Genomic DNA, 13,953 nt, shown 5'->3' on the forward strand with positions numbered 1-13,953 from the left:
GGAAACGGGGCTTTTCCTCAGTCCGCAAAGGCGTATCGATCATGCGTAAGACTGCCCTTTTCGCTCTGCTTTGCCTGTCTGGCCTGACTCAGGCCGCGCAGATGCCAGTGGCTGCCCTTCCCGGCGGCATACTCGTCTACAAACACGTGCAAAGCATTCGTGAACGCAAGTTTTCCGACATCGTCGAACAGAAAACCGATTTCAGCTGCGGCGCTGCCGCACTGGCCACGGTGTTACGCCAGGCTTATTGGCTCGACGTCGATGAAGAGCACATCATCAAAGGCATGCTGGTCAACGCTGACCAGGACCTTGTTCGTACTCAAGGTTTTTCCATGCTCGACATGAAGCGCTACATAGAAAGCATCGGCATGCGCGCCAGGGGATACAAGATTCCGTCGGAAAAACTCGACGCGGTCACGATCCCGGTGGTGGTACTGATGGAGATTCGCGGCTACAAGCACTTCGTGGTGCTGCAGCGTTCGGACAAGGATTGGGTTTATATCGCTGACCCGGTTTTAGGCCACAAACGCTACGCCCATGATGACTTTGTCAAAGGTTGGAACGGCATTGTCTTCGCCATCGTCGGCCCCGGTTATGACAAAACCAATGCATTGCGCAGCCCGCCGACGCCCCTCACGGCGAAGAACAAGCTGGATACCTTCAACCCGGTCAAAGACGCTGAATTGATGGACTTCGGGTTCATACAGAGCGACTTCTTTTAATCGCCGATTATAAAGAATGGGGCTGGATGTCCCGGGAGCAGCAGATGAAAACCTCATACTGGCTGGCCGCCGCCTGCCTGGCAGCGAGCGTGTCGGGTTATGCCAATGCAGGATTCAAGCCTATTGAAATAAAGGACCAGGAACTGTCCGAACTCCGCGGTCGTTACGTGATGCCGGGGCGAATCATCAGCTTCGGCATTGTCATGAGCAGCACCTGGCGCAACGCCAGTGGCGATCTGATCGGGGCTGCGACCTCGATGCAACTTCAGGCCGCCACGGTCAAACCCGAATTCTACGTGCAAACCATCAAGGAAACCGGCAACGGCAATGCCTTGGCAGCCGGAACCGGCACCATCACCGGTGGTGCAGCACTCAACAGTAGCCAGGGCGTGACTCAAAGCGTACGCGCCGCGGGCGATGCCAACTCGGCTTACAACAACGTCGCCATCAACGTCTCGGAGGCCAGCAAGGCGCCGGCGCTGGTGCCGGCTCAAGGCCAGGCTTTGATGGCCGGGCAAACCATCGGTGGCAGCAACGCCGCCGGCAGCGTCGCCGTGTCGGCCAGCGGCAGCGGCGTGCAAATGGCCATTCAGGCCTCTGGCAATCAGGGTACTTCCCTGCAACAAGTCGCCCAGGGCGGGCTGTTGCAGAACACCCGTTTGCTGGGCAGCGCGAACGTGGTCAACAACATGACCCAACTCAACGTTGTGTTGAACAATAACGGCATGAGTGCCGGCGCACTGGACTGCAACCTGACCCAACTCAGGGCACTACGCAATATCGGATATTGAACTACGCTGAGTCTCGATCATTGGGCTTAAAGGGACGGCTTATTCATGTATCGATCAGTATCACTGCGTGCCGCTGTATGTCTGAGTACTCTTCTACCGGCAGCAATGCTGCAAGCAGCACCTGACGCAGATGTAGAAGCTTTGAAACAGGAACTCTTGGAGCTGAAGCAACGATACGAAGTACAACAAAAAGCCCTGGCGGTCCTCGAACAACGAGTCCGCCAGGTTGAGGATCAACCGGCAGCACCGCAACCCAAGCGTCTGGCCAAGTCGCCAGCCGATCTCAAAGGCAATCCCAAAGTGGCCACCGGTACCGGGGCCGCAGCAGCGTCGGGGGGCGCAGCCGGGGGCAGTGGAGCTTCTTATGGCCAGTCTCTGGCCGACGATTCACAACCGGCGCAGAGTGTGTCCAACCTGTACGACGAGGCCAGCGGCTTCTTCGGCGGGGGCAAATTCAGCTTTGAAACCGGCATCACTTACTCGCGTTACGACACGCGCCAGCTGATCCTCAACGGTTTCCTGGCGCTGGACTCGATCTTCCTCGGCAACATCAACCTTGACCGGATCAAGGCTGATACCTGGACTCTGGATCTGACCGGACGCTACAACTTTGACAATCGCTGGCAGTTCGACCTGAACGTGCCGGTGGTCTACCGCGACTCGACTTACCAGTCGGGCGGCGGCAACGGCGGTGCGTCCAACGTCACCACCGAGCAGGACGTGACTCGCGATCCGACCATTGGCGACGTCAACTTCGGCATTGCCTACAAGTTCCTCGACGAATCGGTCAACACACCGGACGCCGTGGTCACGTTGCGGGTCAAGGCGCCAACCGGCAAGGATCCGTTCGGCATCAAGCTGCGCCAGACTGACGCCAACTCCAACCTGTTCGTGCCTGACACCCTGCCAACCGGCAACGGCGTCTGGTCGATCACGCCGGGGATCTCGCTGGTCAAGACGTATGACCCGGCCGTGCTGTTCGGCAGCCTGTCGTACACCCACAACCTTGAAGAATCGTTCGACGACATCAGTTCGACCGTCAACCAGAAGAACCCGGGCAAAGTACGCATCGGCGACAGCTTCCAGATTGGCGCCGGTATCGCTTTCGCCCTGAACGAGAAGATGAGTATGTCGTTCTCGATGTCTGACCTGGTGCAGCGCAAAAGCAAGCTGAAGCAGGACGGTGGCGATTGGCAATCGGTGGTGTCCAGCGACGCCAACGCCGGTTACTTCAACGTCGGCATGACCATTGCGGCCACCGACAACCTGACCATCGTGCCCAACCTGTCGATCGGTCTGACCGACGACGCGCCGGACTTTTCCTTCAGCCTGAAATTCCCGTACTACTTCTAACCATCGGGAAAACAAAAGGCCCGCTGCGATCCCCTCGCAGCGGGCCTTTTGCATATCGCCGCGCCCTAGCGGATCTGGTGCTTGTGCAGCAATCGGTAAAACGTCGGCCGGGAAACGCCGAGAACTTTCGCGGCGACGCTGAGGTTATCGCTGTGCCGGTTCAACACATCGCACAGCGCCTGACGTTCGGCGCGGGTTTTGTAATCCTCAAGGGTGCCCATGGGCGCAGCGATCGAATGTTGACTGATCAGGCCCAGATCCCGCGCTTCAATCTGCCGTCCTTCGGCCAGCACCAGGCCGCGTCGTACGCGGTTGGCCAGTTCTCGCACGTTGCCCGGCCAGTCGTGCTTGCCCATCGCAATCAGCGCATCTTCACTGAAACTGCGCGGACGACGCCCGGTTTCATGGCTGTAGAAGTGGGAAAAATGGTTGGCCAGCATCGACAGATCGCCGTGGCGCTCGCGCAATGGCGCGGTCACTACTTGCAAGACATTGAGCCGGTAATACAAGTCTTCACGAAAGCGTTTCTTCTCGATGGCGGCTTCAAGATCAACGTGAGTCGCCGCCAATACCCGCACATCAACGGGAATCGGCTGACTGCCGCCCACCCGCTCAATGTGTTTTTCCTGAAGAAAGCGCAGCAGATTGGCTTGCAGCTCCAGCGGCAAATCACCGATTTCATCGAGAAACAGCGTGCCGCCGTTGGCCGCTTCAATCCGCCCGACCTTGCGTTGGTGGGCGCCGGTAAACGCACCTTTCTCATGCCCGAACAGTTCGGACTGGATCAGATGTTCAGGGATTGCCCCGCAATTGATCGCGACGAACGGTTTGCTGTGGCGTTGGGACTGGCGGTGCAACGTGCGCGCCACCAGTTCTTTACCGGTGCCGCTTTCACCGCGAATCAGCACCGGTGATTCGGTCGGCGCCAATTTGCTCAGCAGTTTGCGCAGCTCACGGATCGGTTTGCTATCGCCCAACAGTTCGTGCTCGGGCTGGTCGACGTGAATCGTGCCCTGGCCACGCAGGCGCGCCATGCCGAACGCCCGCCCGAGGGTGACTTGCACCCGCGAGACGTCGAACGGCAAGGTGTGAAAATCGAAAAACCATTCGCAGACGAAGTCACCGACGTTCTGCAGGCGCAAGACTTCCTGATTGAGCACGGCAATCCATTCGGTGCCGCTGCGACTGATCAGTTCCTTGACGGCTTCGGGGCGCTCAAGGTGAAAAGGCTGCAAACGCAGCAAGCCGACGTCACAAGAACGGTCGGCGGCGTTTTCCAGGGTACAGCTGTCGACATCCCAGCCGACTGCGCGCAAACCGGGCAGCAGGCGGTGACAGTCGTCACACGGGTCGACGACCAATAAACGTCTTAACGCAGGCGCTTCGCTCATGACTGTTCCTTGGCGCCAAATTATAGGAAATGATCGTAAAAACAGTCATTTGGCAGACCTGGCTGTAACATTAGCAAGAATTTGACGGCGCCTTGTATCAATTGCTTATAGGTATACAAGTGAACAAGTTATAAGAAACGAAGTTGTTAGTAAGCTATCGACTATTTTCTTTCACCAAGCTTTCACAACCTCTCGAAAAAACCGCTATTTGAAAGAAAACAGAAATTTCTTTGTTTCGTGTGTGACCTGTATCGGGGTTGCGTGCATCAGTACAAGTAACCAGCCGAACGGTAAGCCCAACCGACGGTACATCACTTGATTGGGCACTATAGAGAGAAGACCCCATGACCGCCCCGCTCCGTATCAACGAAGCTCTTTTGATTGCCAACCACGCCTTTAAACCCTTTCAATGCGTGGCCTGGGCGCCACAAGACGGCAATGGCGAACTGAACCTCACCGTGATCGACCGGACCAATAGCCACATTGGCCGCAAACAGATTCCAAGCAGCACCTATTCCGATCCGGCGCAACTTGAACAAGTGCTGCAACAGGCTCGCGCCGAACTGAGCGAAGAAGGTCACGCGCTGCAAAACTGGTCGATGCCGCACTGATAAGCCGGGCCATGCGGACGACATTAACGTCGTCCGCCCTATCCAGCTTAGTTGCTCCGTCTGTTATATCTTCCAAACTTTTGTACAACTTTCAGCAAGGCATTCAAGCCTAAGTGCTTGGCAGGCTTGCGACTGGTTCAAAAAGACACTGTTGTGGCACGGTGTGACCCTCCGCCTGTTAGTTCTAACAGTTGTACTTCCCGTCTTTCAGGGATTGAATGTTCCGCTCATGCAGTTACCCGCCCGGCTTCCCGGGTTCTGGTTACTCGCAAGGAGACGCGTGCATGCTCAGCCCGAATGCCCTGGCACTTGGAAAGCCGTTCAAGTGCAGCGCACAACTCGATAAAACCTTCGCCCGCACCGGCATCGCACAGGTGTACTTCGCCGGCAGTCTGTCGAGCATGGCGCAAGATGTCGCCCTCGATCACCAAGGGCGCGTGTTGGTCGCCGCCAAAGTCGGCACTGCCAAGGGCAGTCGTTTTGGCCTGGCACGATTGCTCGCCGACGGTTCCGCCGATCTTGGTTTCGGTGATCAGGGCAGCGTGATCGGCACCTTTGCTGGCGGGTTCGAAGCTTCGGGCGGCAAGGTCTCGGTACTGGCCGATGGCAATATTCTGCTGGCCGGCCTGCATTATGAAAGCGCCCATCACACCCTGCCCGCCCTCGCCCGCTTCGATCCTCAAGGACGGCCAGATCTGACATTTGGCGACAATGGCCGGCAAGTCGTGCGCCTGCCGGGCCATCTGTCCGTGGGCAGGCGCGATACGTGGCTGCCACCGGGTGTGCCGGGTGCCGAAGCCTGTGCCTTCGCCGTGCAGGAGGACGCAAGCATCCTGTTGATCGCCAACCACCAATTCGAACTGGCCGATCACGTCGGCATGCTGATCCGCCTCAAACCCGATGGCCGTCTCGATGAGACATTCAACGGCCGCGGCTTTGTCATGGTTCGCCATCTGCTGCTCAACACCTGGCTCAGCACCTTGTTGTTGCAAGAGGACGGGCGGATTGTCGTCGGCGGTTCCATCGACTTTCCGCAGGAAGGCCTGCTGGCGCGCTACCTGCCGGACGGCCGTCTCGACGAGCGCTTCGCGGTGGACGGGTTCATGGCCTTCAAAGCCGATGGCAAAAGTACGCAGGTCAGCCAGGTCGTCGAATCTTCAGGGAACCTGCATTGTTTCGGCAGCAGCCGCGACCCGATTCGCTGCATGACGTTCAACGTGCACGGCAACGGTCGACCCGACTTGCACAGCCATCAGGGCCTGGCACAACGGCTGGAAATCGGCCCCAGCGGTTGCCAGTGGAGCGCCGCCCAACGAATGACGGACGGGCGCATGATCGCCGTGGGCGCCACCATTGGCGGGGTCGAGGCGGACTTTATCGTCGCTCGCTACTTGCACAATGGTGGTCTCGACCATGGTTTCGGCGATGGCAACGGCTGGCTGCGCACCCGCCTGGGCCGCAGCCTCGACACTGCCAACTCTGTCGCCCTGCAAGCGGATGGCGCGATTCTGGTGGGTGGTTTTTCACTGGATGGTAATTACCGGGCGATGGTGGCGCGGTATCTGAACCCCTGAAGTTCCGCGCCCGACACTTGATCTTCCTCCACGCTTGCGGCAACTTGCGCGCTTCTTAAGACAAGGAGCAACCGATGTCCGGTTCAATGGCGCAGGCGTTCGCGCACAACTTTCTCGGAAACTCCCCGCGCTGGTACAAGGCGTGCATTATCGGTTTTCTTATACTCAATGCGGTGGTGCTGCTCACTGTCGGCCCGGTCGCGGCCGGCTGGTTACTGGTGATCGAGTTCATCTTCACTCTGGCCATGGCCCTCAAATGCTACCCGCTGATGCCCGGCGGCCTGCTGCTGATCGAAGCGCTGTTGCTGAAGATGACCACGCCGCAAGCGCTCTACGATGAGTTGGTGCACAACTTCCCGGTGATTTTGCTGCTGATGTTCATGGTCGCCGGCATCTACTTCATGAAGGACTTGCTGCTGTTCCTGTTCTCGCGCCTGCTGCTCGGCGTCCGGTCAAAGGCCATTCTGGCGCTGATGTTCTGCTTTCTGTCGGCGTTTCTGTCGGCGTTTCTCGATGCCCTGACCGTGACAGCGGTGATCATCAGCGCGGCCGTCGGTTTCTACTCGGTGTATCACCGCGTCGCCTCGGGCAACGATCCGCGCCAGGACAGCGAATATGGCGACGACCAGCATCTGCCGACGCTGCACCATGATGATCTGGAAAAATTCCGCGCCTTTTTGCGCAGCCTGCTGATGCACGGTGCCGTGGGCACAGCGCTCGGCGGCGTGTGCACGCTGGTAGGCGAACCGCAAAACCTGTTGATCGGACATGAAATGGGCTGGCATTTCGGCGAGTTTTTCCAGAAAGTCGCGCCGGTTTCGCTGCCGGTACTCGCGGCTGGTCTGGTCACTTGTGTGCTGCTGGAGAAACTGCGCTGGTTCGGCTACGGCACGCTGCTGCCGGACAACGTCCGCGCCGTGCTGGCCAACTACGCCGATGAAGACAGCGCCGAACGAACCCCGCGTCAACGCGCCGCGCTGCTGGTGCAAGGGGCCGCTGCGCTGATCCTGATTGGTTGCCTGGCGTTTCACCTCGCCGAAGTAGGCCTGATCGGTCTGATGGTGATTGTGCTGATTACCGCGTTTACCGGGATCACCGACGAACATCGCCTCGGCAGCGCCTTCAAGGACGCCATGCCCTTCACCGCCCTACTGGTGGTGTTCTTCGCGGTGGTGGCGGTAATTCATGACCAGCAATTGTTCGCGCCGCTGATCCAGTGGGTGCTGGCGCTGCCGGTCGAGCAACAACCGGGCATGTTGTTCATCGCCAATGGCCTGCTGTCGGCGATCAGCGACAACGTCTTCGTTGCGACGATTTACATCACCGAAGTGAAGCAGGCGTTCCTCGCCGGGCACATGAGCCGCGAACACTTCGAAACCCTGGCCATCGCAATCAACACCGGCACCAACCTGCCTAGCGTAGCGACGCCCAATGGTCAGGCGGCGTTTCTGTTTCTGCTGACCTCGGCGATTGCACCGCTGGTGCGCCTGTCGTACGGACGGATGGTGTGGATGGCGTTGCCGTACACCTTTGTGATGGGATTGTTGGGCTGGTATGCGGTGAGTTACTGGCTCTGATCAACACCGTGTAAAAAAGTGGGAGGGGCGGTGCGACGATTCGACTTGCTCCCGAATGGGGTGTGCTATTGACAAATATGTTGTCTGACACCCTGCATTCGGGAGCAAGCCCCCTCCCACATTTCGTTCCGGGCCTGATCAACGCGGCAGGATGTATTTCTCGATGGCCTGCGCCACCCCATCCTCGGTGTTAGGCGTGGTCACTACGTCGGCCTGCCGCTTCACCGCCTCTTCCGCCTGCCCCATGGCAATTGAAAACCCCGCGCAACGGAACATTGCCGGGTCGTTGCCGCCATCGCCAATCGCCGCCGTCTGCTCCAGCGCAATGCCCAGATGCGCAGCGATGGTCGACAGTGCCGTGCCTTTGTTGGCCTCCAGCGCCGTTACGTCGAGGTACACCGGTTGCGAGCGTGAAACCTGCGCCATGCCGTTGACCTTGGTCAGCAGACGCGCCTCCAGTTCGATCAGCAGATCGGTGTTGTTGCTGGTCGCGACAATCTTGTCGATGCGTTCGAGGTACGGTTCGAAACTCTCCACTACCACCGGCGGGTAACCGAGGCCGTGCTGCTCGCGTGGAACCATCGGCCCGTGTGGATCCTTGAGCAGCCAGTCACCGCCGCTAAACACCCAGATTTCCACGTCAGGCTGATCGGCAAAGGTTGCCAACGCTATCAGCGCCGTCGTTGCCGGCAGGTAATGCGCCACCAGCAAACTACCGTCCGGATTGACGATGGTGCCGCCATTGAACGCCGCCGTCGGCAAATCGACGCCCAGGGCTTCGATCTGCTGCAGCATGGCTTTGGGCGGACGCCCGGTGGCGAGGCTGAACAGTACGCCCGCCTCGCGCAGTGCACGCACCGCGTCGAGGGTGCGCTGACTCAGCGTGTGATCGGGCAGTAACAGCGTGCCGTCCATGTCGCTCAGCACAAAACGGATGGGTTGTTTCGGCAGGTCACTCATCCGAGACCATGCCAGACGCGGCCATCGCGAGTCAGCAGATCATCGGCGGCTTGCGGGCCATCTTCACCGGCGGCATAGCTCTGCACGCTCGCGTCCTGTTGCCAGGCGTCGAGGAACGGCTGCACCGCACGCCAGCCGTTCTCGATGTTGTCGGCGCGCTGGAACAGCGTTTGATCGCCCGTCAGGCAGTCGTAGATCAGCGTCTCGTAGCCGGTCGATGGCTGCATCTCGAAGAAATCCTTGTAGGCAAACCCCAGCTCGATGTTGGCCATGTTCAACGCCGGCCCCGGCCGTTTGGCCAGCAGGTCGAACCACATGCCCTCGTTCGGCTGAATCTGGATTCGCAGGTAAGTCGGTTGCAACTCGTCGACTTCGGTGTCGCGGAACTGCGCGTACGGCGCCGGTTTGAAGCAGATGACAATCTCGGTGTCGCGCACGCTCATGCGTTTGCCGGTGCGCAGGTAGAACGGCACGCCGACCCAGCGCCAGTTGTCGATCATGACCTTCAGCGCGACGTAAGTTTCCGTGGTGCTGTCCGGCGCGACGTTGGCTTCTTCGCGATAACCGGCGAGCGACTTGCCACCGACTTCACCGGCGCCGTACTGACCGCGCACCGAGTTGGCCCGCGCCTCTTCCACCGTCCAGGGGCGAATCGCGCCGACCACTTTGGCCTTCTCGCCGCGCACCGCATCGGCGCCGAACGCGGCCGGCGGTTCCATCGCAACCATCGCCAGCAACTGGAACAGGTGGTTTGGCACCATGTCACGCAGTGCACCGGTGTGCTCGTAAAAACTGCCACGGGTTTCGACGCCGACGGTTTCGGCGGCGGTGATCTGTACGTGGTCGATGTAGTGATTGTTCCAGAAGGCCTCGAAGAGGCTGTTGGAGAACCGGCTGACCAGAATGTTCTGCACGGTTTCCTTGCCCAGGTAATGGTCGATCCGATAGATCTGCTTCTCGGACATCACCTTGAGCAAACAGGCGTTCAGGGCTTCGGCGGTTTGCAGATCGGAGCCGAACGGCTTCTCGATCACCACCCTTCTGAACGCTTCTGGCGTTTCTTCAAGCAGTTTGGCGGCGCCCAGCCGGCGCACCACTTCACTGAAGAAACGCGGCGCGGTGGCCAGGTAGAACACCGCATTGCCAGTGCCGCTGTCGGCGATTTTCGCCGCCAGCGCTGAATACGTGCTGTCGTCCAGAAAGTCGCCCTGGACGTAGCTGATACCTTTGGCGAGCTTGGCCCACAAGGCCGGATCAAGCATCTGATCGCCCTTGCCGACCTTCGCCGCCACTTCGGTGCGGATGAAGTCTTCGAGTTTTTGCGCGAAGGCTTCATCGGTAATGGCGTTGTGGTCAACGCCAACGATCCGCAGGTTCTCGTCAAGCAAGCCGTCGCGACTGAGGTTGTACAGCGCCGGCATCAGCAAGCGCTTGACCAGGTCGCCGTGGGCACCGAACAGGAACAGCGTGGTCGGTGGTGCGGGTTCTGCCTTGGATTTCCTGCGGATCGTATGGGTCATTTCTTCGGTGTCTCCACATGGCCGCCGAAGCCGAAGCGCTGGGCCGAAAGAATCTTGTCACCGAACGTGCCCTGACCGCGCGAGCGGTAGCGCGAGAACAGCGAGTTGGACAGCACCGGCACCGGCACCGCTTGTTCCATGGCCGCTTCGATGGTCCATTGGCCTTCGCCGCTGTCGGCGACGGAACCGGAGAAGCCGTCGAGTTTCGGATCGCTGGCCAGCGCGTCGGCGGTCAGGTCGAGCAGCCAGGACGACACCACGCTGCCACGACGCCAGACTTCGGCGATGTCAGCCACGTTGAGGTCGAAACGCTGGTCTTCCGGAAGGCGCTCGCTGGACTTGGTCTTGAGGATGTCGAAGCCCTCGGCGAACGCGGCCATCATGCCGTACTCGATGCCGTTGTGGATCATCTTGACGAAGTGACCGGCACCGGCGGGACCTGCGTGAATGTAGCCGTGTTCAGCGCGGTGGTCGTCGGACTTGCGATCCTTGGTGCGCGGGATGTCGCCCATGCCCGGCGCGAGCGCGGCGAACAGCGGGTCCAGACGTTTAACGGTCTCGGCATCGCCGCCGATCATCATGCAATAGCCACGCTCAAGACCCCAGACACCACCGGAGGTGCCGACGTCGATGTAGTGCAGGCCTTTCTCGGCCAGAGACTTCGCCCGGCGAATGTCGTCCTTATAGTTGGTGTTGCCGCCGTCGATGATGGTATCGCCGGCTTCAAGCAAGGTGCTCAGGGTTTCGATCGTGTCTTCGGTCGGCGCGCCGGCCGGCAGCATGACCCACACGGCACGCGGCTTGGTCAGGCCTGCAACCAGTGCCGGCAGGTCGGCGACGCCTGTGGAGCCCTCGGCTGCCAGGGTGTCGACAAAAGCGGTATTGCGGTCATAAACAACGGTGGTGTGCCCGTTGAGCATCAGGCGCCGCGCAATATTGCCGCCCATGCGGCCCAGTCCAATAATCCCGAGTTGCATGTGCTGATGCTCCTTACTACAAATAAATGTGTGTCAAAGGTTATAGCCCAACGCGACTAATGGAGGTTAGTCCAGAGCGTCGGGATGAAGTTTCCGGGCATTGTGCCCGATCCAGACTGATAACGCCTTGAATCGTGCCGAAGACACACCGACCATGAAAAATAAAAAAGTTCCATTCACAGGCAAAAGAAATCAAAATCGGCGCCGATAGTAAGTCTGCACCTCAGACAGAGGTGCGATTTACAGTTGAGACACGCCATTTGCGAGGTGAGCAATGGGCACAGTACACACAGCAATGCCGCCACAAACCCTGTACGTGACAATCCGTCGCGATGAATTGCGCCAGTTGAAAGACGAACGCGACCAATTGAAACAGGAGCTGGCGCAACTGCGCGCGATGACTCTGGGCGCTCAGCCCAAGCCGCTGCCGGTTGTTCAGCGTCACCCGCACGCCTGATCTCCCCCGCCTGATTCGGGAACGGCACACGCGGTTCCCGACACGCAGTACTTCTGACCGCGTCCTGACGGACAAAAGCGGTAACTAACGAAACTTTCACATTCTCTTCGTAATACTCCGCCTCCATTCTGGCCGTACCTGCGCGTGCGGCCTCTGTTCGTCGGCTTCATGGATGTTCCGGCGGTGGTTGTAACGAGACAGCTGGAGCGCCGAATGGCATTGTTCAAACGCAGCAAAACGACTGCGGCAGGTTTCGACTGGGCCGGTCTACTCTGGCTTTTTGTGTTCTTCTGGTACTTTTCCGGCATCACCCAACTGCTGATTCAGATCACCGGCACCTCCGGTTTCAGCGGGTTCCGCCAGGCGTTCTTCATGAGCGCACTGTGGCTGGCGCCGATGCTGCTGTTCCCCAAGCGCACTAAAGTGCTGGCCGCGGTGATCGGCATCGTGTTGTGGGCCTGCTCGATGGCCAGCCTGGGTTACTTCTTCATTTATCAGCAGGAATTCTCCCAGAGCGTCATCTTCATCATGTTCGAGTCGAACGTGTCCGAAGCCGGCGAGTACATGACTCAGTACTTTGCCTGGTGGATGGTGCCGGCGTTCCTCGCGCATACCGCTTTCGCCTACTTCCTGTGGACCCGCCTGCGCCCGGTGTACATGCCGCGCGGCCGCGCCATGGTCGCTGCCGCCGCCATCGTGATTGCCGTGGTCGGTTATCCGCTGGTCAAGCAGACGCTACGCATGGGCACCTTCGCGCAAGGCTTCGAGAAGTTCGAAACCCGCATCGAGCCGGCCGTGCCTTGGCAAATGGCGGTGGCCTACCACCGTTATCTCGAGACGCTGGCCGACATGCAGGACATGCTGCACAGCGCGAGCAAGATCCCGCCGCTGCATAACCTGAAAAGCGCGTCAGCCAATGAACCTTCAACGCTGGTGCTGGTGATCGGTGAGTCGACCAACCGTCAGCGCATGAGCCTGTACGGCTATCAGCGCAACACCACGCCGGAACTGGACAAGCTCAAGGATCAGCTCGCGGTGTTCGACAACGTCGTCACCCCTCGCCCGTACACCATCGAGGCGTTGCAGCAGGTCTTGACCTTCGCCGACGAAGAAAACCCGGATCTGTACCTGTCGACGCCGTCGCTGGTCAGCATGATGAAACAGGCAGGCTACAAGACCTTCTGGATTACCAATCAGCAGACCATGACCAAGCGCAACACCATGCTCACGACCTTTTCCGAGCAGGCTGACGAGCAGGTTTACCTGAACAACAACCGCAACCAGAACGCCGCGCAATACGACGGCGACGTGATCGAGCCGTTCAACAAGGCGCTGGCTGATGCCGCACCACGCAAGTTGATCGTTGTACATTTGCTCGGCACGCACATGAGCTACCAGTACCGCTATCCGCCGACTTTCGACAAGTTCCAGGATCGCAACGGCGTACCGGCCGGCGTGCGTGATGACCAGGTACCGACCTACAACAGCTACGACAACGCGGTGCTGTACAACGACTTCGTGGTGTCGAGCCTGATCAAGGATTACGCCAAGTCCGATCCGAACGGCTTCCTGCTGTACCTCTCCGACCACGGTGAAGACGTGTTTGACTCGGTCGGCCACAGCACACTGGGCCGCAACGAAAACAAGCCGACGGCGCCGATGTATACCATCCCGTTCATGGCCTGGGCCTCGCCGAAATGGAAGGAGAACCATGACTGGAACTTCGCCGGCGACCTCGACCGTCCGTACAGCAGCTCGCACCTGATTCACACGTGGGCTGACATGGCCGGTTTGAGTTTCGACGAGCTGGACCGCAGCAAGAGCGTGGTCAGCGACAGCTTCAAGCAACGTCCATTGCTGATCGGTGATCCGTACAAGACCGAACAGCGTGCGCTGATCGACTTCAGTCTGATGAAGCCGAAGAAGCCTGACCCCGCACCCGCTGGCGTCGCGCAGCAGTAACACCCTGAAGGGGCCGAAACCGGCCCCTTTTTCATGCCCGGCAATTTCTCCAAATAAT

Annotated in this window: 12 protein-coding genes; 8 read left to right on the forward strand and 4 right to left on the reverse strand. The window is 59.3% G+C overall.

Translation table 11 applies throughout. The features are described 5' to 3' along the window. Positions 1-41: 41 nt before the first annotated feature. Genes F2P67_RS21980 through F2P67_RS21990 form a run of 3 tightly spaced genes read left to right on the forward strand, consistent with a single transcriptional unit; the run spans position 42 to position 2,866 of the window. Positions 42-722 carry a C39 family peptidase gene (locus F2P67_RS21980; RefSeq protein ID WP_166223640.1) on the forward strand — a complete coding sequence of 227 codons (681 nt, stop codon included), beginning with the start codon at positions 42-44 and terminating at the stop codon, positions 720-722. A 44-nt stretch (positions 723-766) separates the two neighbouring features. After that, on the forward strand, positions 767-1,513 hold the full coding sequence (locus F2P67_RS21985) for a hypothetical protein (protein WP_166223643.1): 747 nt from the start codon (positions 767-769) through the stop codon (positions 1,511-1,513). A gap of 45 nt (positions 1,514-1,558) precedes the next feature. After that, complete coding sequence (locus F2P67_RS21990; RefSeq protein ID WP_166223646.1) at positions 1,559-2,866, forward strand: transporter; 1,308 nt, start codon at positions 1,559-1,561, stop codon at positions 2,864-2,866. A 65-nt stretch (positions 2,867-2,931) separates the two neighbouring features. Here the strand turns inward: F2P67_RS21990 and F2P67_RS21995 are convergent, their stop codons facing one another. Continuing rightward, positions 2,932-4,257 carry a sigma-54 dependent transcriptional regulator gene (locus F2P67_RS21995; RefSeq protein WP_166223648.1) on the reverse strand — a complete coding sequence of 442 codons (1,326 nt, stop codon included), beginning with the start codon at positions 4,255-4,257 and terminating at the stop codon, positions 2,932-2,934. Positions 4,258-4,601: 344 nt separating this feature from the next. Here F2P67_RS21995 and F2P67_RS22000 point away from each other — a divergent pair, with 344 nt between their 5' ends. The 3 genes from F2P67_RS22000 (at position 4,602) to nhaB (ending at position 8,019) form a co-directional block, all read left to right on the forward strand. Next, entirely contained in the window at positions 4,602-4,868 is a 267-nt protein-coding gene (locus F2P67_RS22000; protein WP_166223651.1) for a hypothetical protein, read from the forward strand. Positions 4,869-5,152: 284 nt separating this feature from the next. Continuing rightward, positions 5,153-6,442 (forward strand): hypothetical protein, encoded by a 1,290-nt coding sequence (locus F2P67_RS22005; RefSeq protein ID WP_166223654.1) that lies wholly within the window; start codon positions 5,153-5,155, stop codon positions 6,440-6,442. A 74-nt stretch (positions 6,443-6,516) separates the two neighbouring features. Beyond that, the gene (gene nhaB, locus F2P67_RS22010) at positions 6,517-8,019 is read left to right on the forward strand and encodes a sodium/proton antiporter NhaB (protein ID WP_166223657.1); all 1,503 of its coding nucleotides are present in this window, start codon (positions 6,517-6,519) and stop codon (positions 8,017-8,019) included. Between the two features lie 138 nt (positions 8,020-8,157). Here the strand turns inward: nhaB and F2P67_RS22015 are convergent, their stop codons facing one another. From F2P67_RS22015 to gnd, 3 genes are read right to left on the reverse strand one after another with little or no spacing between them, the layout of a single operon-like run. After that, on the reverse strand, positions 8,158-8,979 hold the full coding sequence (locus F2P67_RS22015) for an HAD family hydrolase (RefSeq protein WP_166223660.1): 822 nt from the start codon (positions 8,977-8,979) through the stop codon (positions 8,158-8,160). Then, a complete protein-coding gene (gene zwf, locus F2P67_RS22020; RefSeq protein ID WP_166223663.1) occupies positions 8,976-10,499 on the reverse strand; it encodes a glucose-6-phosphate dehydrogenase in 1,524 nt (507 codons plus the stop codon). The genes F2P67_RS22015 and zwf overlap by 4 nt, the downstream gene beginning before the upstream one ends. Beyond that, a complete protein-coding gene (gene gnd / locus F2P67_RS22025; protein WP_166223666.1) occupies positions 10,496-11,476 on the reverse strand; it encodes a phosphogluconate dehydrogenase (NAD(+)-dependent, decarboxylating) in 981 nt (326 codons plus the stop codon). The genes zwf and gnd overlap by 4 nt, the downstream gene beginning before the upstream one ends. Before the next feature lie 274 nt (positions 11,477-11,750). Between gnd and F2P67_RS22030 the strand changes: the two genes are divergently transcribed. Both F2P67_RS22030 and F2P67_RS22035 read left to right on the forward strand, forming a co-directional pair. Further along, positions 11,751-11,933 (forward strand): DUF6026 family protein, encoded by a 183-nt coding sequence (locus F2P67_RS22030; RefSeq protein ID WP_103302099.1) that lies wholly within the window; start codon positions 11,751-11,753, stop codon positions 11,931-11,933. Positions 11,934-12,146: 213 nt separating this feature from the next. Further along, positions 12,147-13,895 carry a phosphoethanolamine transferase CptA gene (locus F2P67_RS22035; protein ID WP_166223669.1) on the forward strand — a complete coding sequence of 583 codons (1,749 nt, stop codon included), beginning with the start codon at positions 12,147-12,149 and terminating at the stop codon, positions 13,893-13,895. Positions 13,896-13,953: the final 58 nt, after the last annotated feature.

Source organism: Pseudomonas atagonensis (genome assembly GCF_011369485.1).
Lineage (GTDB): Bacteria > Pseudomonadota > Gammaproteobacteria > Pseudomonadales > Pseudomonadaceae > Aquipseudomonas > Aquipseudomonas atagonensis.

Excerpts from the sequence above, each read along its gene's own strand:
- F2P67_RS21980 (WP_166223640.1), top strand. The coding sequence starts at position 42 with ATGCGTAAGACTGCCCTTTTCGCTCTGCTTTGCCTGTCTGGCCTGACT.
- F2P67_RS21985 (WP_166223643.1), top strand. The coding sequence starts at position 767 with ATGAAAACCTCATACTGGCTGGCCGCCGCCTGCCTGGCAGCGAGCGTG.
- F2P67_RS21990 (WP_166223646.1), top strand. The coding sequence starts at position 1,559 with ATGTATCGATCAGTATCACTGCGTGCCGCTGTATGTCTGAGTACTCTT.
- F2P67_RS21995 (WP_166223648.1), bottom strand. The coding sequence starts at position 4,257 with ATGAGCGAAGCGCCTGCGTTAAGACGTTTATTGGTCGTCGACCCGTGT.
- F2P67_RS22000 (WP_166223651.1), top strand. The coding sequence starts at position 4,602 with ATGACCGCCCCGCTCCGTATCAACGAAGCTCTTTTGATTGCCAACCAC.
- F2P67_RS22005 (WP_166223654.1), top strand. The coding sequence starts at position 5,153 with ATGCTCAGCCCGAATGCCCTGGCACTTGGAAAGCCGTTCAAGTGCAGC.
- nhaB (WP_166223657.1), top strand. The coding sequence starts at position 6,517 with ATGTCCGGTTCAATGGCGCAGGCGTTCGCGCACAACTTTCTCGGAAAC.
- F2P67_RS22015 (WP_166223660.1), bottom strand. The coding sequence starts at position 8,979 with ATGAGTGACCTGCCGAAACAACCCATCCGTTTTGTGCTGAGCGACATG.
- zwf (WP_166223663.1), bottom strand. The coding sequence starts at position 10,499 with ATGACCCATACGATCCGCAGGAAATCCAAGGCAGAACCCGCACCACCG.
- gnd (WP_166223666.1), bottom strand. The coding sequence starts at position 11,476 with ATGCAACTCGGGATTATTGGACTGGGCCGCATGGGCGGCAATATTGCG.
- F2P67_RS22030 (WP_103302099.1), top strand. The coding sequence starts at position 11,751 with ATGGGCACAGTACACACAGCAATGCCGCCACAAACCCTGTACGTGACA.
- F2P67_RS22035 (WP_166223669.1), top strand. The coding sequence starts at position 12,147 with ATGGCATTGTTCAAACGCAGCAAAACGACTGCGGCAGGTTTCGACTGG.